The 17393-nt window shown below is 69.7% G+C and carries 19 protein-coding genes; 11 read left to right on the top strand and 8 right to left on the bottom strand.

All coding sequences use genetic code 11. From position 1 onward, the window contains the following. The first annotated feature begins 196 nt into the window (after window positions 1-196). The 6 genes from ABZU76_RS47195 (at window position 197) to ABZU76_RS47170 (ending at window position 4116) form a co-directional block, all read left to right on the top strand. Window positions 197-679 (top strand): MarR family winged helix-turn-helix transcriptional regulator, encoded by a 483-nt coding sequence (locus tag ABZU76_RS47195; protein WP_220243580.1) that lies wholly within the window; start codon window positions 197-199, stop codon window positions 677-679. A 10-nt stretch (window positions 680-689) separates the two neighbouring features. After that, the gene (locus tag ABZU76_RS47190; protein ID WP_354883670.1) at window positions 690-1340 is read left to right on the top strand and encodes a TetR/AcrR family transcriptional regulator C-terminal domain-containing protein; all 651 of its coding nucleotides are present in this window, start codon (window positions 690-692) and stop codon (window positions 1338-1340) included. A 124-nt stretch (window positions 1341-1464) separates the two neighbouring features. Beyond that, entirely contained in the window at window positions 1465-2652 is a 1188-nt protein-coding gene (locus tag ABZU76_RS47185) for an FAD-dependent monooxygenase (protein WP_354883667.1), read from the top strand. A gap of 42 nt (window positions 2653-2694) precedes the next feature. Further along, complete coding sequence (locus ABZU76_RS47180; protein WP_354883664.1) at window positions 2695-3090, top strand: MerR family transcriptional regulator; 396 nt, start codon at window positions 2695-2697, stop codon at window positions 3088-3090. Next, complete coding sequence (gene trxA, locus ABZU76_RS47175; RefSeq protein ID WP_354883662.1) at window positions 3087-3416, top strand: thioredoxin; 330 nt, start codon at window positions 3087-3089, stop codon at window positions 3414-3416. Before ABZU76_RS47180 ends, trxA begins: the two co-directional genes overlap by 4 nt. A 52-nt stretch (window positions 3417-3468) precedes the next feature. Then, window positions 3469-4116, top strand: coding sequence for a DUF998 domain-containing protein (locus ABZU76_RS47170; RefSeq protein WP_354883659.1), 648 nt, complete (start codon window positions 3469-3471; stop codon window positions 4114-4116). A gap of 28 nt (window positions 4117-4144) precedes the next feature. Here ABZU76_RS47170 and ABZU76_RS47165 read toward each other — a convergent pair whose 3' ends face one another. Then, entirely contained in the window at window positions 4145-5278 is a 1134-nt protein-coding gene (locus ABZU76_RS47165; RefSeq protein ID WP_354883656.1) for an MAB_1171c family putative transporter, read from the bottom strand. A 134-nt stretch (window positions 5279-5412) separates the two neighbouring features. Then, on the bottom strand, window positions 5413-6123 hold the full coding sequence (locus tag ABZU76_RS47160; RefSeq protein ID WP_354883653.1) for a TetR-like C-terminal domain-containing protein: 711 nt from the start codon (window positions 6121-6123) through the stop codon (window positions 5413-5415). 277 nt (window positions 6124-6400) lie between these two features. On the opposite strand from ABZU76_RS47160, the gene ABZU76_RS47155 reads away from it, so the two are divergent. Beyond that, window positions 6401-7342, top strand: a complete 942-nt coding sequence (locus ABZU76_RS47155) for an NAD-dependent epimerase/dehydratase family protein (RefSeq protein WP_354883650.1) — start codon at window positions 6401-6403, stop codon at window positions 7340-7342. A gap of 109 nt (window positions 7343-7451) precedes the next feature. Next, complete coding sequence (locus ABZU76_RS47150; RefSeq protein WP_354883647.1) at window positions 7452-10847, top strand: aminotransferase class I/II-fold pyridoxal phosphate-dependent enzyme; 3396 nt, start codon at window positions 7452-7454, stop codon at window positions 10845-10847. Window positions 10848-10851: 4 nt separating this feature from the next. Here the strand turns inward: ABZU76_RS47150 and ABZU76_RS47145 are convergent, their stop codons facing one another. The 4 genes from ABZU76_RS47145 to ABZU76_RS47130 form a co-directional block, all read right to left on the bottom strand. Continuing rightward, complete coding sequence (locus ABZU76_RS47145) at window positions 10852-11382, bottom strand: toxin (RefSeq protein WP_220243570.1); 531 nt, start codon at window positions 11380-11382, stop codon at window positions 10852-10854. A gap of 2 nt (window positions 11383-11384) precedes the next feature. Beyond that, complete coding sequence (locus tag ABZU76_RS47140) at window positions 11385-11831, bottom strand: helix-turn-helix domain-containing protein (protein ID WP_220243569.1); 447 nt, start codon at window positions 11829-11831, stop codon at window positions 11385-11387. A gap of 225 nt (window positions 11832-12056) precedes the next feature. Further along, the gene (locus ABZU76_RS47135) at window positions 12057-12593 is read right to left on the bottom strand and encodes a hypothetical protein (RefSeq protein ID WP_354883643.1); all 537 of its coding nucleotides are present in this window, start codon (window positions 12591-12593) and stop codon (window positions 12057-12059) included. A 280-nt stretch (window positions 12594-12873) separates the two neighbouring features. Next, the gene (locus ABZU76_RS47130; protein WP_220243567.1) at window positions 12874-13296 is read right to left on the bottom strand and encodes a hypothetical protein; all 423 of its coding nucleotides are present in this window, start codon (window positions 13294-13296) and stop codon (window positions 12874-12876) included. A gap of 329 nt (window positions 13297-13625) precedes the next feature. Here ABZU76_RS47130 and ABZU76_RS47125 point away from each other — a divergent pair, with 329 nt between their 5' ends. Then, window positions 13626-14267 (top strand): GNAT family N-acetyltransferase, encoded by a 642-nt coding sequence (locus ABZU76_RS47125; protein WP_354883640.1) that lies wholly within the window; start codon window positions 13626-13628, stop codon window positions 14265-14267. Next, a complete protein-coding gene (locus ABZU76_RS47120; RefSeq protein WP_354883637.1) occupies window positions 14209-14721 on the top strand; it encodes a TetR/AcrR family transcriptional regulator in 513 nt (170 codons plus the stop codon). Before ABZU76_RS47125 ends, ABZU76_RS47120 begins: the two co-directional genes overlap by 59 nt. Before the next feature lie 79 nt (window positions 14722-14800). Here ABZU76_RS47120 and ABZU76_RS47115 read toward each other — a convergent pair whose 3' ends face one another. After that, the gene (locus ABZU76_RS47115) at window positions 14801-15553 is read right to left on the bottom strand and encodes an enoyl-CoA hydratase-related protein (RefSeq protein ID WP_354883634.1); all 753 of its coding nucleotides are present in this window, start codon (window positions 15551-15553) and stop codon (window positions 14801-14803) included. A gap of 150 nt (window positions 15554-15703) precedes the next feature. Here ABZU76_RS47115 and ABZU76_RS47110 point away from each other — a divergent pair, with 150 nt between their 5' ends. Further along, a complete protein-coding gene (locus ABZU76_RS47110) occupies window positions 15704-16117 on the top strand; it encodes an amidohydrolase family protein (protein ID WP_354883632.1) in 414 nt (137 codons plus the stop codon). Here ABZU76_RS47110 and ABZU76_RS47105 read toward each other — a convergent pair. Then, complete coding sequence (locus ABZU76_RS47105) at window positions 16095-17291, bottom strand: cysteine desulfurase-like protein (RefSeq protein ID WP_354883629.1); 1197 nt, start codon at window positions 17289-17291, stop codon at window positions 16095-16097. The two genes, ABZU76_RS47110 and ABZU76_RS47105, sit on opposite strands and share 23 nt — an antisense overlap. Window positions 17292-17393 lie beyond the last annotated feature (102 nt).

The raw sequence follows: 17393 nt of genomic DNA, 5'->3' as shown, positions 1-17393 counted from the left end.
ACCGGACCGGCCGTATAGTCCAGAACGTGGCAGCCCGGGAACCCGAAGACGACCGGCAGGGCATCCAGTCGGTCGAGATCGCGATGACGGTCGTGACCGCCTGATCGAGACGCCGGCTCCCAGGCGATCTCGCACGCCCCGCCGGAGGCGGGGCAAACAATAGAGTATACGTCAACAAATTGGGTAGACTCTCTTCATGACGGACGCACGCTGGCTCGACGAGCGCGAGTTGCACGTCTGGAAGCTGTTCCACCTGCTCCAGCGGTCCTTGAACGGTGCCATCGACCGGCAGCTCGTGCGCGACGCCGGGCTGTCGGGCCCGGACTACACGCTGATGGTGCCGCTGTCCGAGGCGCCCGGCGACGTGCTGCGCATGCGCGACCTCGGGATGCAGATCAGGTGGGACCGCAGCCGGCTGTCGCACCACGTGAGCCGGATGGAGAAACGCGGCCTCGTCACGCGCGAAGACTGCTCGGACGACGCGCGCGGCGCCATGGTGCGCCTCACGCCGGCCGGGCGCGAAGCGATCGAGGCGGCCGCGCCCGAGCACGTGGAGACCGTGCGGCGGTACTTCTTCGAGCAGGTCAAACCCGACGAGCTCGAGGTGCTGGAACGCGTCTTCGACCGCATGGTCTCGCGCCTCAACGCGGACGACGAGGACGGCCCCTGTACGAGGTAAAGTCGGATTCGTGGCCAAAACGCGCGAGAAGCTCAGCCGCGAAACGATCGTCGACGGCGCCCTCGCGCTGGCTGATCGCGAAGGCCTCGACGCGCTGACGATCCGCCGCCTCGCGCAGGACCACGGCGTCACGCCGATGGCCCTGTACTGGCATTTCAAGGACAAGCACGAGCTGGTGGCCGGCCTGGCCGAACGCCTGCTGGCGGACGTCTCGCTGCCGGACTCCGACGGTCCTTGGGACGCGCGGCTGCAGGCCGCGCTCGTGGCGGTGCTGGCCGCCGTGCGCCCCCACCCCGCGGTCGCCGGCCTCGTCCCGCCGCGCATCCTCGAGTCCGACGCCGGCCTCACCGTGGCCGACCACGTGCTCGGCCTGCTGCGCGAAGCCGGCTTCACCGCCGAAGAAGCCGCGGAGCTCGGCGGCTACCTGCTGTGCGCCGGCGTCACCCTCGTGACGGCCGAGCCCGGCGCCACCGACGTCCACCCCGCGTCTTCGCGCGACGAAGCAGCGGAGCGCAAGCGGGTCGCGCTGGCCGCTTTGCCGCCCGAGCGCTTCCCGAACGTCGCGGCCGCCGCTGACGCGCTGGCCGTGTGCGGCGACGAGGACTCGTACTTCGAGCGAGGCGTCGACCTGCTGGTTTCGGGTGTTCGCGGCTTGCGCTGACGGTCGCCTCGACCCCTGCTGACGAGCGCGCACCACCACCGTCAGCGCACCGTGCGGGCGTGGTCAGCGCCGGGCCGCAGTCTTGCGTCATCGAAACGCCGAACCCCGAGAAGGGACTCCAGCGATGACCAAGACCGTGCTCGTTTCCGGTGCCAGCGTGGCAGGGCCGTCGGCCGCTTTCTGGCTGCACCACCACGGCTACTCCGTGACCGTCGTCGAGGCGGCGCCGGCGCTGCGGCCCGGCGGCCAGGCCGTGGACTTCCGCGGCGAGCAGATGAAACTGATCGACGCGATGGGGCTCACCGAGGAGCTGCGCAAGTACGAGACCGCGATGGGCGACCAGCTGCTGCTGAACTCGGCGGGCAAGCCGATCGTGACCGTGCCCAGCTCGTTCGCCAGCGGCGAGCTCGAGATCCTGCGCGGCGACCTCGCCCGCATCCTCTACGACCGCACCGTGGACTACACCGAGTACGTCTTCGGCGACCGCGTCACCTCGCTGACCGAGACGGCCGACGGCGTCGAGGTGACCTTCCGCCACGGCGCGCCCCGCCGGTTCGACCTGGTGGTCGGCGCCGACGGCGTGCATTCGGGAGTGCGGACCGCCGCGTTCGGCGCGGAGTCGCGTTTCCGCAAGGACCTCGGCTACCACGTCGCCGGCTTCACCGCGCGGAACCACCTCGGACTGGACCACAGCGGCCTGATCTACAGCGAGCCGGGCCGCGGCGCGATGGTCTACAGCGGACGCGACTCCGAGACCGTGAACGTCGGCCTGTTCTTCCGCGGCGACCCGCGCGGCTACGGCCGCCCGGACCTCGAGCGGCAGAAGGAGATCGTGGCCGACGTCTTCGCCGGCGCGGGCTGGGAGCTGCCTCGGCTGCTGGGCGCGGTCGACGACGTGCCGGACCTGTACTTCGACACCATCGGCCAGATCAGCATGGACAAGTGGTCGAAGGGCCGTGTGGTGCTGCTCGGCGACGCCGCGTGGTGCGCGGGCCCGGGCGGCTCCGGCACGGGCCTGGCGATGATGGGCGCGCAGATCCTCGCCGGTGAGCTGGCGGCCGCGAACGGCGACCACGTGACCGCGTTCGAGAAGTACGAGCAGCGCCTGCGCAAGCCGGCGCACATCGGCCACAAGAACGGTGCCGGCTCGGGCGGGTTCCTCGTGCCGGAGAACGAGAAGAAGCTGCGCAGCCGCAACCGGATGTACCGCATGCTGACCGGCCCGGTGTTCGGGAAGGTGTTCGACTACATGAGCACCCGGGCGGCGAACGCGGTGCAGTACCAGGAATACCCCGGCAAGGTCGCGGGCTGAGAGGTTGCCTTGACGCGCACGTCAAGGTCTACCGTCGGACGCATGCGGATCGGCGAGCTCGCCCGGCGGGCGGGGACGACACCACGGGCGTTGCGCTTCTACGAGGCGCAGGGGCTGCTGCCGGCGGGGCGGTCGGCGAACGGGTACCGGGAGTACGACGAGGACGATCTACGGCTGGTCAGCGAGATCCAGACGCTGCGCACGGTCGGATTCACCCTCGAAGACACCCGCCCGTTCGTCGACTGCCTGCGCACCGGCCACGAGTCCGGCGACGCCTGCCCGGCTTCGGTCGAGGTGTACCGGCGCAAGCTCGAGGAAGTCGAGAAGTGCCTGGCCGACCTCGGCGCCGTGCGGACCGCGTTGATGGACAAGCTCGCCGAGGCTTCGGCCCGGCACGACCCCTGCCGCCTCGAAACAACCGCCGAGGAGATCCGATGACCACCGATGCGACCTTCGCCGCCGACGTCCTCGACCACGACAAGCCGGTGCTCGTCGACTTCTGGGCCGAGTGGTGCCCGCCGTGCCGGATGATCGCGCCGGTGCTGGCCGAGATCGCGGCGATGCGCGCGGATTCCCTGACGGTGCGCCAGATCGACACCGACCTCAACCCCGAGACGGCGCGGAAGTACCAGGTCATGTCGCTGCCCACGCTGATTCTGTTCCGCGGCGGCGAACCGGTGCACACCATCGTCGGCGCCCGCTCGAAGGCCCGGCTGCTCGCCGAGCTCGACAACGTTTTGGGAACTACTCCCGTCACCCTGTGAAAACCAGGCCGACCCGGTAAAAATAAGTGTGGACCACACCGGGGAGGCAACCGTGAACACCCTCGTGCGCTCGTTCCTCTTCCTCCGCCGAGCAATCGGGGTGCTCGGCCTCGCGCTGCCGTTCGTCGTGATCATCGGCAAGGAGCTGCTGCAAGGCGGCGGCCTGCAGGGTTCGCTGAGCGGCTACTACTACAGCGACCTGCGCGACGTCTTCGTCGGCACGATGTGCGCCATCGGCGTTTTCCTCGTCTCCTACCGGGGCTACGGGCGGATCGACGACATCGCCGGCAACGTCGCGGCGGTCGCGGCCATCGGCGTCGCGCTCTTCCCGACCAGCCCGGCCTCACCGACGGGCACCGAGCGCGCTGTGGGAGTGGCGCACCTCGTGTTCGCCGCGATCTTCTTCCTGACGCTGGCGTTCTTCTGCTTCTTCCTGTTCACCAAGTCCGACGAGACGTCGCCGACCTCGCGCAAAGCCGTGCGCAACGTCGTCTACCGCGTGTGTGGCGGCGTGATGCTGGCGGCGCTGGCGCTGATCGTGATCAACGGGCTCTTCTTCGACGCGGCCACGGCTTCACTGCACCCGACGGTGTGGCTGGAATCCCTCGCGGTGATCGCGTTCGGCGTCTCGTGGCTGGTGAAGGGCGACGCGCTGCTGGCCGACCTGCCGCACGACCGCAGCGAACTGGTCCAGGCCTGAGCCGCGGTCCACTTCGGACGACAGTGGCTCAGTCCAGTCGGCCGTAGGCGGCCGAAACCTGCGTGAGCCATTCGACTTCCGCGGCGAAGGTCTTGGCGTCGTGGTCGCCGAAGCTGCCGTTGTCCTGGCTGTGTGCCGGGGTGACGCCGGAGTTCTTCGCCCGCAGCGCGTGCTTGATCTTCGTGGCCTCGATCAGGGCCTGGTCCGGTGCTTCGGGCGGGGAGGACTCGGCGCGGTCCATGTACGGCCGCAGCGCTCGCCAGCCGTCGCGGATCTCGATCACGCGGCGGTGCAGGCGGTAGTGCAGGTCGGACCACTGGCGGTCGGCGCCGGACGGCGGCTCCAGCGCGATGCCCGGCGACGACTCGTACAGCGAGTGCCACAGCGGGTAGAGCGCGCGGTAGGAGCTGTAGTTCCGGCCCCAGGCAAGGAGGTTCGACACGTGCCCGCCCCACGACGGCATGGTCAGCCCCAGCGACACGATCACGATGCCGAGCGCGCTGAACAGCGATGCCGCGATCGCCCACGGTCCGACCGACAGGCCGAACATGGGGCTCACGATGTTCACCGTGCGCGCGGCGCAGTAGAGGAACAGCACCACCGCGCCGACCGCGAGCATCCGCAAAGCGCGGCGCAGCCACGGTTTCGTGGTGCTTCGCGCGTACGGGATGCACTGGCGGTAGATCGTCACGCACGGCACGGCCTGCGAGACGATGAACAGCAGCAGGTAGACGAGGATGACCGGATTGCTGCTGCCGGTTCCGAACGCCGACGCCGGCGTGCCGGGGCGGTTGCCGATGAAGAAGAGCGCTGTGAGCACCACGCACAGCACGACGCCGGCGATGATCCACGCCCGGATCGCCCGCCGCACCTCCGAGAGCGGGTTCGCCCACTGCATCAGCAGGATCTGCGCGCTGATGCAGTAGGCGACCGCCGAGAGGTGCAGCACGAGGATGGCCAGGTTCTGCACGCCGAAGAACGTGACGATGCTGAGCGACACCGCCCCCATCGTGAACGTGAGGCACTGCAGCACCAGCGTCACCATCATCGTCACGTACCCGATGTCACCCCAGCCGCGCCGGATCGACGCGAGCTTGTAGAGGAACGCGGCGTACGACGACACCGCGGACGACGCGAAGAGCACGATCTTCAGCGCGTTCACACCAGACCACCCCAGTTGTGTACTGTATCGATTGTTACTAATCCGACCACAGTCACGGCCGAATGGCTTCGTAGCAACGGTTACGCGCCGCGTGGGGGGTCGGCCTACTTTTGGCCGGATCAGTAACTGGAGATTCAGGCGTTCACAGCCTCGCGCCGGCTGTCTTCGAGCGGCACGGCCAGGCCGACGGCTTCCGCCGCCACGGCCACCGCGTAGTCGAAGAAGGCCGACTGGTCGGCAACGCTGTCGTGCGTACGGCTGAACACCTGGAACACCAGCAGGCCGATCAGGTTGCTCCACAGCACGATCCCGCGTTCGAGCAGATCGCCGTACGGAGCCTCGGGCTGTCCGCCGAAGAGCGCGACGGCCTCGGCGGTCACGAGCGTCGGACCGGGCAGCGGCCGGCTCGGCGGCGTGAGGGATCCCGCCGCCAGCGCGGAACGCAGCACCGCGGCGAGCGCCGCGGGCGTGCGCGAAGCCGGGCCCACGGTGGTCTCCGGTGCCGCGTAGCCGGGCACGGGCGAGCCGTAGAGCAAGGCGAACTCGGCCGGGTTCGCGAGCGACCATTCGCGCAATGCGCGGGTGACGGCCAGCAGGCGCGCGCCGGGATCCGTTTCCCGCTCGCCGGGATCGGCCTGTTCCATGGCCTCGCCGGAGGCGTTGTAAGCGTCGATGATCAATGCGGTCAGGAGATCGTCACGATCTCCGAAAAACGGTTGCACCTCGGCCACGGTCACGCCGGTTTCGACGGCCACCGTCTGCAGCGTCAGACCGGTCGCACCGGTCTCGGCGAGCTGACGGCGAGCCGTGTCCTTGACGAGCCGGGTGAGATCTTCAGAAGACATAGGCATCCTTGTCGGAACTGTCCATGATCGGCGACCCTACACCAACGCCAGTCGGCCGCCTAGGGTCCGAAAAGCGGCTCCGGCCACAGGGAAGACTTGAGTGAAGACCACTGAGAAGTCCCTGTGAATCCGATTAATCGCGGGCCATTTCCGGGCCGTTCACGGTGAGGCATCCGAGAGGTTTACGGACAACTGTCCGAAGAAGTTCGCGGTGAACCCGAAGTTACGGATACCTGAAAAGCCAATCCCGCTCACCGGGCTGACTATGGTGTGGCGCATGAGTCTTCACGCGGTGATCGGGTTCGGCCCGGCGGGGGCGGCGACGGCGAGGCTGCTCGCCGAACGGGGCGAGCGGGTGAAGGTGATCGGCAGGTCGCCGCGACCGGAGGAACCGGGGCTCGAGCACGTGGTGCTCGACGCCACTGACAGTGCCGCACTGACCGCCGCAGCCGAGGGTGCTGACGCGATTTACCAGTGCGCGAGCCCGCCTTATCACCGGTGGACGCGCGACTGGCCGCCGCTGGCCGACGCGACCGCCGCGGCGGCCGAGGCGACCGGCGCCGTCCTCGTGGCGCTAGGGAACCTGTACGGCTACGGGCCCGTCGAAGGTCCGATCACCGAGGACCTGCCGCTCGAAGCGACGGGCCCCAAGGGCCGCGTGCGCGTGCAGCTGTGGAAGCAGCTGCACGATCTGCACGAGCAGGGCCGGATTCGCGCCGCCGAGGTGCGGGCGTCGGACTTCTTCGGCCCCGGCGTGACCGACGGCGGGCACCTGGGCGCGCGAGTGGTCCCGGCGGTGCTGAAGGGACGCAAGGTTCAGGTGATGGGCGACCCGGACGCACCGCACAGCTGGACCTACATCCCCGACGTGGCGCGCACGCTGGTGCGCGTTGCCGCGGAGGAAAAGGCGTGGGGTCGCGCGTGGCACGTGCCGACGCTGCCGGCGCGTTCGTCGCGCGTGATGGTCGGCGTGCTGTGCGAAGCAGCGAGTGTGCCGCCGGTCGGCGTACAACGGCTTCCGGCGCCGTTGCTGCGGATGGCGGCCGCGTTTTCGCCTTTGCTGCGGGAACTGCAAGAGGTTCGCTACCAGTTCGACCGCCCGTTCGTGGTGGATTCCCGTGCGTTCACGGAATTCTCGGGTGAGGAAGCCACCCCGCTCGGCGAGCAGGCGGCGGCGACGGTGAGCTGGTGGCGTGATCGGTCGGCTACCGTGGGTTGACCTGCGGTCGGGGATTTTCGCACGAATTCCGGGACGCTCTTGAAAATCCGATCGCCACGGGGCAATCTCTCACCTACTGGGTGGGCGATCGGCGCGAGGAAGTTCTGTCATGGCGTCTTGGGGATCTGCTGCGCAAGAAATCGGAAATCGACCGGACATCGCTATTGTCGGCATCGGGTGCCGTTTTCCCGGTGCTCGGAACGTGAACGAGTACTGGGATCTGCTCAGTGAGCCGAAACCTCAGTTCAGGACCGTCCCGGATTCGAGGTGGCGCCGGGACTCCTTCTACAACGACGATTTCCGGGACACCTCGGCCGCGTACTCCGACAAGATGGCGCTGCTCGACGACGTCGGCGACTTCGACGCCGGGCACTACGGCATCCCGCCGCGCCGCGCGAAATCACTCGACCCGCAGCACCGGCTGCTGGTCGACCTCACGCGCGAAGCGCTGCAGGACGCCGGCTGGGAGGCCGGCGGCTTCGAGCGCGAAGACACGTCGGTGATCATGTCGCTGTCCGAGAGCGGCTACCGCGAGATGAGCACGCTTCACATTCGCCTGCGCCAGCTCGCGGGCGGCGAGTTCGGCCGGTCGGCGGGCGCCGAGCTGGCGGAGGCGGGCTCGGCCGTCGGTGGTCTGCACGCCACGGCCATGGCCGGGCTGCTGCTCAACATGGGCCCGAGCTCGATCAGCTCCGTGTTCGACCTGCACGGCGAGAGCTACGCGCTCGACGCCGCCTGCTCCGGCGGCCTCACGGCGGTGGCCAACGCCGTGTTCGCGCTGCGGGCGGGCCGCTGCCGCATCGCCGTGGCCGGTGGTGCGCAGCTGGTGCTCACGCCGGACCTGCTGGTGGGTTTGTGCCGCATCGGCGCGGTTTCCCGCACCGGCGAGTGCCGGCCGTTCGACAGCCGGGCCGACGGGTTCGTGCTGGGTGAAGGTGCCGGCGTGCTCGTGCTGCGTCCGCTGGCCGACGCGCAGGCCGCCGGCGACCGGATCTACGCGGTGATCCGCGGCGTCGGGCTGTCCAACGACGGCACGGTCAAGGGCGGCATGATGCCGCAGGAGTCGGGCCAGCTGCTGGCGCTGCGCCGCGCGTACCGCGACGCCGACGTGGAGCCCGGCTCCGTCGGGTACCTGGAAGCGCACGGCACGGCGACGTCGGTGGGCGACGACGTGGAGATCAACGCGCTGGGCGAGCTGCGTCGCGACGCGACCACCCCCGCGTACCTCGGCGCCGCGAAGTCCGTGGTGGGGCATTCGCTCGGGACCGCGGGGATCGCCGGGCTGATCAAGTCGGTGTTGTCGGTCCACAAGGGACAGATCCTGCCGCAGCCGGATTTCGAGCCGGCCGGGCACCTGGCGCTCGACGAGGCCGGTCTGCGGGTGGCCGGGGAGGTGACGCCGTGGACTGCCGACGGTCCGCGCCGCGCGGGGGTGAGCGCGTTCGGCTTCGGTGGGACGAACGTGCACGTGGTGCTCGAGGAATCCCCAGCGGTGCCAACGGTTTCCGTTGGTGGTCCGCAGTTGCTGCTGCTGACCGCGCGCGACCGGGCGGGGTTGGCCCGGCACGCGCGTGAGGTCGCGGAGGTGCTCTCGCGCGATCCGCTGCCGCTGGCCGCAGTGGCGTCCACTTTGGCGCGTCGCGCGTTGTTCGCCGAACGGATCGCCGTGGTGGCCGACGATGCCGCCGACGCGGTGTCGAAGCTGGTGGCGGCTTCGGTCGCACTGGAATCCGGGACGGCGGGGGAGCTGGCGCCGGCGACGTACGCGGGGGTCGTGGCGCCGGGCGCCGAGGTGCCTGCGCCGGAACTGCCGCTGCTGGAGCTGGCCGTGCGGGCGGTGACCGGCGCCGGGCTGCGGCCCGCGATCGGCCGGACGCCGCCGTGCACGCTGCCGCCGAGCCCGCTCAGCCCGCGTCACCACTGGGTCGTCGACGAGGCGAAGCGGGTGAAGGCGCAGTCGTTGCCGCCGCTGAGTGCTGTCTCGTCCGCGGAACCTGTTGAGTCACAGGCACTTCCGTCATCGCGGGACGTGCTGGCCGTGGTGCTGGAGGAGGTCGCGCGCACGAGTGCGTTCCCGGTCGGAGACCTGTGCGCCGGGCACGCGTTGATCGACGATCTCGGGTTCGACTCCCTCATGCTCACGGAGCTCGAAGCCAACCTCCGCAAGCGCTTCCCCGGGCAGCGCTTCGAGATCGAGCAGGAGCGTGGTGTCACGGCCGGTGCGGTGGCGGGGCTCATCACGCCCGCCGTGCCGGTGCCCGTGCCACTGGCTTCGGAGACCGTCGCGTTCGACCCCGCCACGGCGTCGATCGACGACTTCCCCGAGGCCGCGGCGATCGACGCGCGGCTGCGGGAGTTCGCGGACCTCGGCGTGCCGAACCCGTACTTCCGCAAGCACCAAGGTCTCCTGACCAGCACGACGACCGTCGGCGGCCGGCAGTACCTGTCGTTCTCCAGCTACAACTACCTGGGTCTCTCCGGCCACCCGGCCGTGACGGCCGCGGTGCACGACGCCGTGGAACGCTATGGCACCTCGGTGTCCGGCAGCCGCCTCCTCGCGGGCGACCGCGACCTCACGCGTCAGCTGGAGACGGAGCTGGCGACGTTCCTCGGCACGGACGACTGCCTCGCGCTGGTGAGCGGCCACGCCACCAATGTCAGCGCCATCGGCCACCTCGTCGGCCCCGGCGACCTCATCGTGCACGACTCGCTCGCGCACGACAGCATCCTTCAAGGCTGCACCCTCTCCGGAGCGACGCGCCGCCCGTTCCCGCACAACGACGTCGCGCAGCTCGAAGACATCCTGCGCCGCACGCGCGCTCGGTTCCGCCGCGTGCTCATCGCGGTCGAGGGCGCCTACAGCATGGACGGCGACCTCGCCGACCTGCCGGGCCTGATCGAGGTCAAGAAGCGCTACGGCGCCCTGCTGATGGTCGACGAGGCCCACAGCATCGGCACGGTCGGCGCCACGGGCGCCGGCGTCGGCGAACACTTCGGCGTCGAACGATCCGAGGTCGACCTCTGGATGGGCACGCTGTCCAAGTCCCTGGCCGGCTGCGGCGGCTACCTGGCCGGCTCGTCGCGCACGGTCCAGTGGCTGCGGTATTCATTGCCGGGCTTCGTCTACAGCGTCGGCCTCACACCCGCCAGCGCCGCCGCTTCCCTGGCGGCCCTGCGCGTCCTGCGCGCAGAACCCTCGCGGCTGGCTCGCCTGCGCGAAAACTCCGCGTCTTTCTTGAGGCTGGCCCAGGCCGCCGCCTTGCCCACCGGCTCCGCCTCCGCGACGCCCATCGTCCCCTGCGTCATCGGCGACTCCACCACGACGCTCCGCCTGGCCAGCGCCCTCTACGACCGCGGCATCATCGTCGACCCGATCCTCCACCCGGCCGTCGACGAATCCCAGACCCGCCTGCGCTTCTTCCTCACCAGCGACCACGAGCCGGCGCAGCTGGAATACACGACGACAACGGTGGCCACGGAACTCGCGCGGCTGCGGGAGAAGTGAGCTGCTACAGCAGCATCCGCTCGATCCGGTCGATCGGCTTCTCCTCCGCCGCCGGGACCTTCGCGGCCGGGGCGGGAGCCGGCACGACGCCCATCCGCTCGGACAGCAGGTACGCGATGATCTCCGCCTCCTGCTCCTGCGCGTCGTCGTAGGTGGCGCGCATCAGCATGTCGCGGACGATGTCCGGGTCGAGGTTGGGGAAGAGGGACCGGGCGCTCTCGTCGTCGAGCAGGCCCGAGCCGCGGTGGCAGCAGATGATGTGACCGAGCTCGTGCAAGATGATGTGCTCCTGGTGTGCGCCGGTGGTGTTGGCGTCGAAGAAGATGAGGTCTTCTTGTTGCGCCGCGACCCACATGCCGCACGGGTGGGAGGCCGGCATGGGCATCGGCACGAGCGTGATCGGCCGTTCGCGGATGGTGCCCAGCCGTTCGCACAGAGTCGGGAGGTCGCAGCCCTTCGGCAGATCCAGCTCGGCGATCCGCCGGGCGCCCTCTTCGCGCATCCGCTTGAGCTGATCGCGACGCTCCTCCGCCATGCTCAGCCCGCCGCTTCGTCGCTGACCGGCGGCAGGCCCTGCATCTGGCGGTACTGGTCCATGATCGTGGTGATCGCCTGCAGGTTCTCCTCGCGCATGCCCGCCGCGCGCATCGCGACCGCGCGCACGCCCGCCTGCCGCATCGCCTCGATGGCGGCCAGCTCGCTCAGCACGTCGCCTGCCACCTTCTCGTCGAAGAAGTACGCGACGGACACCCCGAAGAACTTCGCCAGCGCCGCCAGCAGCTCCTGCGACGGGTTGGTGCGCTTGCCCGACCGCAGCTGTGACAGGTACACCGAGCCGACCTTCAGCTCCGGCGACACGCGCTTGAGCTCGGTCACGACCTCGGCGTTCGTCCAGTGCTTGCCCTGCGGACGCACCGTGCGGAACAGATCGTCGAGCCTGGAGGCCAACGTCGGCCGAGTGTCATCACTCGAGTCACTGGACATGTCCGCCCCCTCCGGTCAGCGACTGATTGCTCTCAGCTAGGTCGACTATCCCAGATTAGCTGACAGTTGACAATCAGGGCTCCCCTACACAAGACTGTGAGCAGTGCGAGTTAGCTGTTAGTTAACTCGCCAACACAGGCTTAGCGGTAGGCGTTGTACTGCCGCGGGGCGGCGCTGGGGGTGTCGCTCCGCCGGTCCGCCGGCCGGGCCCGGAGGCAGCCGGCTTCAGCGAACTGCCTCCGGGCCGGCGAGCTGTGCCCATTCGTCGGCCCAGCGGATCGCGCGCCGGTGGTCGAGCACGCGCCGGGCGATCCAGAACGCGCCGGCCAGCAGGCCGATCGCGCAGAGCCACGTGAAGGTGCCCACGAGCACGCCGTTGGTCACCGCGTCGGCGTGGGTGAGCGGGGCGGTGGTCTGCTTGCCGTTGTCGTCCAGCCAGATCGGCGCCTGCGAACCGGGGTTGCCGGCGCCCGCGGGCACTGTCACGACGCCGGTCTGCGGCGAGCCGTTCGGCAGCTGCCAGTTGGCGCTCACGCGAGAGCTGTGGGCGATCGGGGCGCTGTCGCCCATCGACGCCGTCTTCGGCGCGGGCGCGAGCACGGTCGCGGTGACTTGGTGGCGCGCGTGCAGCTGCGCGTCCGACGCCGCGGTCTCGTGGGAGACGTCGGCCTCGCCGAGCAGTACCACGAGCGGGAGCGCCAAGATCGCGATCAGCGCGGCCAGGCCGGCGAGGAGACCCTCGATCCGGTCGGAGCGCCGCACGAGCGGATTCCGCGCGAATCCCAGTCGTCGTAGGAAACGGGTGAAGAGAAGAGGTGGTCTGCCAGCCCGGGCCTTGTTCCGCATGGGCTCCATGGTCCTCTTACACACCCGCGCGCGCTGTGTCCAGCACAACGTTTTCTTTGATTTTCCTGGGAAAACGGTGTGTTCCTCAGCACGCTCAAGGTCTTCACTCCACTTGTGGGTGAACGCCGTCACTTCACGTCGTGATCGACTTGCCCGATGCTCGCCACGCGTTGAATGCGGAGCCCGGAAACCTGCGTCAGTCCACGAGTCGGACGGTCGCCGTACCGCTGTATGACTTGCGTCGCGTGATGCCGTGCTCCGCCACGATGCTCAGCTGGATCGACCGGTCGGACGGGGCCCAGTAACCGGTGCGCACGAAGTACCCGTCCATCGTGCAGAGGCGGTTGGCGGTCTTGCGCGAGCTGATCGTCTCCCAGCCCCAGTGCCGGCCGCTGGCTTCCACGCCGTTGCGCCGGACGTAGAGGCGCGGGTTGCCGACCTCGCGGCAGTACTCGGCGCCTTCTGCGATGTAGAGCACGCCGTCGACCTTGTAGAAGCGGCTGCCGTCGAGCAGGCTCACGTGACCCGACAGCGTGACGTTCACACGGCCGCCGTCGTTTCCCTCCATCTCCCAGTCGACGCAGAATTCCTTCGCCGGAGCTTCGATCGACTGGGTCATGACCGCGTCCCCTTCGTGCACTGTTTCGAGAAGATTAGATTAGAAGATAGAGAAGAATCACGAGGTCGGAAGGTTTCGGGAACGGTTTTCACCCAATAAGGCTCATGGCGCGACAGATTGTGTTCCACGCATGAATTGCCGGCATTTTTCAGCGCACTGGGTGATGGCGCACACGGGAAGTGAAATCGGATTACCCGGAACCGGTCATGTCCCACCGTTCGACTGGGCGGTGTGGGTCTCGGTCGGGGCCGGCCGTGTCGGCAGCGTGAGCACTCACTATGACGTCCGTCATAGTGAGTCGATCAGGGAAACCGTGCTACCCATGGGCCATGACAGCTGTCATAGTGACCGTCGAGCCGGCGACCGCCGGTGCCGTCGAGAGCCTGGTGCGAGCGTGCTCGCCGGAGAGTCTCGCGTGGCGCTTCACGTTGCCCGTGCGTCCGGCGCCCGGCTGGATCCTGGTGCGCTACCACGCGTTCCTGCTCGCCGGCGCGGCCTTCGTCGCCAAGGTCGACGACGCCGCGGTCGGCTTGGTCAACCTCGTGCCGGAAGGCGAGTGCCGGGCCGAGCTCGCGGTGCTCGTGGCTGACGCCTGGCACCGCCGCGGCATCGCGAGCGCGCTCGTGCGCAGCCTGACCGAGGACGTCCGCTGGGCGGGCTGGACGCTGCACGCCACCGTCCAGGTCGGCAACGCGCCGGCCGAGGGCCTGCTGCGCGCACACGGCTTCCGCCCGGTCGCGACGTTCGAGCGGGGCGAGAAGGAGTTCGAACGGGTCGTGCCGACTAGCATGACCAGCGTCATGAAGGAGGTTGTCGGTGGCGGAGTCGGAGAGGCCGGCGCGGGACCGGATGGTGTTCAGCGCCGCGCAGCTGCTGCGGACGCAGGGCGTCGGCGGTACGGGCCTGCGGGACGTGGTGACCCACGCGAACGCGCCGCGGGGGTCGCTGCAGCATTACTTCCCCGGGGGTAAGGAGCAGCTCGTCGCCGAAGCGGTCGCCTGGGCCGGCCGGTACGCGGCGCGCCGCGTGCGTCGCAACGCCGAATCGCTGGAAGACGCGACACCGGGCAACCTCTTCGCCGCGATGGTCGCGCCGTGGCGCGCCGAATTCGCTGATCAGGGATTCGGGAACGGCTGCCCGATCGTCGCCACGGTCGCCGATTCCGCCGCGATGAGCGAAAAGCTGCGGGAGAGTACGGCCGGCGCATTCGCCGAATGGCGTAAACCGCTCGTGGAAGCACTGGAGCAGATGGGCGTATCTCCCACGCGCGCGGCTTCGCTTGCCGTGCTGATGATCAGCTCGCTCGAAGGCGCGATCGTGCTCGCGCGCGCCGAGCACGACGTCGCCCCGCTCGACTCGATCGTCGAGGAGCTGCGGCCGCTGCTCGACGGCGCCGTGGACAAGCGCCGCCGCAAGCTCGCCTGATGCGCTGTCGGTTACCAATCCGACCACAGTCACGGCGGGAACGGTTGCCGGACGCGGTCACGTCCTGCTGGATTCCCGCCTACTTTTGGTCGGATTGGTAACGGCGGCCGAGCTTCGCGCGCAGGTTGGCGACCGTCGCCGGGTCGTGCAGCAGCTTCGCGAAGTGCTGCGACTCCACGTCCATCCGCCCGCGCACGCTGGTGTTCTCGGTATCGCGCAGCAGCTCGCGGGTCAGCGCCAGCGATGAAGCCGGCTGCGCGGCCAGCGTGGCCGTCCGGTCGGCGACGCGGGCCTCCAGCGCCGCCGCGTCGGCCAGCACCTCGTTGACGAGCCCCAGCCGGTGCGCCTCGGCGGCCGGCACGCGGTCGCCGAAGAGCAGCAGCTCGGCGGCGCGCTGCGGGCCGAGCAGGCGCGGCAGCACGAAGCTGCTGAAGTACTCCGGCACCAAGCCCAGCGACGTGAACGGGAACTGCAGGTAGCTGCGCTCGGTCGCGTACACGAGGTCGCAGTGCAGCAGCAGCGTCGCGCCGATGCCGACGGCCGGGCCGTCGACGGCCGCGACCACCACCGAGCGCGTGGCGAGCAGTGCCTCCTGGAACCGCCGCACGGGTGTGTCGTCCCCGCCGCCCTCGTCGTGCGCGAGGAAATCGCCCAGGTCGTTGCCCGCGGTGAACGTGCCGCCGGCGCCGGTGAGGACGACGATCGGCGTGGCCGCGGTCTCCAGCGCTTCGGCCAGGGCCGAGTACAGGGCCGTGGTCAGCGCGTTGCGCTTGTCCGGACGGTTGATCGTCACGGTGGTGACGGCTTCGCCGGCCACGACGTCGATACTCATGCCCTCGAGAGTTCCACAACGGAACTCAGCCGGTCAACGCCATCTCGGCGAGGCTGCGCAACGCGGCTTCCGACGCCGAACCGGGCTCGGCCGAGTACACCACCACGAACTGACCGGGGTCGGTCTCCACGCCGAGGCGCTGCGAGTCCCGTGCTCGACGCGCACGCCCGGGCCACAGCGGACGGCATCGGGCGCGTCGTGTTGCTCGCCGGCGAGCCGGGCGTGGGCAAGCGCCGGCTGGTCGCCGAGGTCGTGCGCCGGGCCGGGCTGCCGGCGGCCTGGGGTGGCGTGACTGCCGGTATCCGCCGTACTGGCCGTTCCCGCAACTCGTGCGCGCACATGCTGGAGCTGTCCGGGATGTCCACAGTGGACACTTTCCGCGCCGCGACGTCCGTAGCCGCCGGGGTGTGCGGGCCGGGCCACCGCAAGGGCCGCCTGGCGCCGGGCTTCGACGCCGACGTGCTCGCGGTGGGCGGCAACCCGTTCACCGACCCGGCGGCCATCCACGACATCCGCGCGGTCTACGTGCGCGGGACGGCGGTCAGAGCTCCGCTACCGCGCTGACCAGCCGGTCGACCTCGGCCGCGGTCGTGTACGGCGCGATGCCCGCGCGGACCGCGCCCGTGTCACCGAGGCCGAGGTGGCGGGAGCACTCGATGGCGTAGAAGCTCGCGGCCGGCGCGTTGACGTTGTGGCTCGCGAGGTGTTCGTACACGGCCTTGGGCTCGTGGTTCTTCACGGAGAACAAGACGGTCGGCGTGCGCTCGCGGCTCGGGGAGCCATAGCGGACCACTTGAGGCAGCGCGGCGAGCCCGTCGTCGAGGCGCTGCAGCATCTCCTGCTCGTGGACCTCGAGCGCGGCCAGCGACGTGGCCAGCCGCTCGCGCCGTGTGCCTTCGGCCGGCACCAGGTTCGCGAGGAAGTCGATGGCCGCGGTCGTGCCGGCGAGCAGCTCGTAAGGGAGCGTGCCCAGCTCGAAGCGCTCCGGCACGGCGTCGCTGGACGGCACGAGCTTGTCCGGCCGCAGCGTCTCCAGCAACTCGGGCGCGGCCGCGAGCAGGCCGAGGTGCGGGCCGAGGAACTTGTACGCGGAGCACGCGTAGAAGTCGGCGCCGAGTGCTTTGAGGTCAACCGTGGCGTGCGGTGTGAGGTGCACTCCGTCGACGTACCTGAGCGCCCCGGCTTCGCGCACCTTCGCCGTGATCGCCGCGACGTCCGGCCGCGTGCCGAGCAGGTTGGACGCCGCCGTGACGGCCACCAGCCGCGTCTTGTCGGTCAGCAGCGCCGTGACCGCCTCGACCGGCAGCTCACCCGTCGTCGGGTCGAAGTCGGCCCACCGCACGGTGACTCCACGTGTGGCCGCCGCCTGCACCCACGGCCGGATGTTGGCGTCGTGATCGAGCCGCGTGACCACGACCTCGTCCCCGGCCTCCCACGTCTTGGCCAGCGTGCGCGAGAAGTCGTACGTCACCTGCGTCATGCTGCGCCCGAAGACCACGCCCTCGGGCCTCGCACCCAGCAGATCCGCCACCGCCTGGCGTGCCTCGCGCACCACCCCGTCGGCACGCCGCTCGGCCGGCGTCACGGTTCCCCGGTTGGCGATCGCGGAGCAGAGGACGGCCGCCACGGCTTCGCCCACCACGTCCGGCACCTGTGAGCCCCCGGGCCCATCGAAGTGCGCAGCCCCTTCGGCTAGGGCGGGGAAATGCTTGCGGGTCGCGTTCACGTCATAGGCCACGGAGCCCAGCATGCCGGAAGCGATCAGGTGGGTGCGAGATCGGCAGTGGATCCCGGCTTCGACCCTGGTCAGGTCGGCTTGGTCGACAGCTGAGACGACCGG

This window comes from Amycolatopsis sp. NPDC005232 (assembly GCF_040607795.1).
GTDB lineage: Bacteria > Actinomycetota > Actinomycetes > Mycobacteriales > Pseudonocardiaceae > Amycolatopsis.
This window is presented reverse-complemented; position numbering and strand designations above follow the sequence as displayed.

Excerpts from the sequence above, each read along its gene's own strand:
- ABZU76_RS47195 (WP_220243580.1), top strand. The coding sequence starts at position 197 with ATGACGGACGCACGCTGGCTCGACGAGCGCGAGTTGCACGTCTGGAAG.
- ABZU76_RS47185 (WP_354883667.1), top strand. The coding sequence starts at position 1,465 with ATGACCAAGACCGTGCTCGTTTCCGGTGCCAGCGTGGCAGGGCCGTCG.
- ABZU76_RS47180 (WP_354883664.1), top strand. The coding sequence starts at position 2,695 with ATGCGGATCGGCGAGCTCGCCCGGCGGGCGGGGACGACACCACGGGCG.
- trxA (WP_354883662.1), top strand. The coding sequence starts at position 3,087 with ATGACCACCGATGCGACCTTCGCCGCCGACGTCCTCGACCACGACAAG.
- ABZU76_RS47160 (WP_354883653.1), bottom strand. The coding sequence starts at position 6,123 with ATGTCTTCTGAAGATCTCACCCGGCTCGTCAAGGACACGGCTCGCCGT.
- ABZU76_RS47155 (WP_354883650.1), top strand. The coding sequence starts at position 6,401 with ATGAGTCTTCACGCGGTGATCGGGTTCGGCCCGGCGGGGGCGGCGACG.
- ABZU76_RS47150 (WP_354883647.1), top strand. The coding sequence starts at position 7,452 with ATGGCGTCTTGGGGATCTGCTGCGCAAGAAATCGGAAATCGACCGGAC.
- ABZU76_RS47145 (WP_220243570.1), bottom strand. The coding sequence starts at position 11,382 with ATGGCGGAGGAGCGTCGCGATCAGCTCAAGCGGATGCGCGAAGAGGGC.
- ABZU76_RS47140 (WP_220243569.1), bottom strand. The coding sequence starts at position 11,831 with ATGTCCAGTGACTCGAGTGATGACACTCGGCCGACGTTGGCCTCCAGG.
- ABZU76_RS47130 (WP_220243567.1), bottom strand. The coding sequence starts at position 13,296 with ATGACCCAGTCGATCGAAGCTCCGGCGAAGGAATTCTGCGTCGACTGG.
- ABZU76_RS47125 (WP_354883640.1), top strand. The coding sequence starts at position 13,626 with ATGACAGCTGTCATAGTGACCGTCGAGCCGGCGACCGCCGGTGCCGTC.
- ABZU76_RS47115 (WP_354883634.1), bottom strand. The coding sequence starts at position 15,553 with ATGAGTATCGACGTCGTGGCCGGCGAAGCCGTCACCACCGTGACGATC.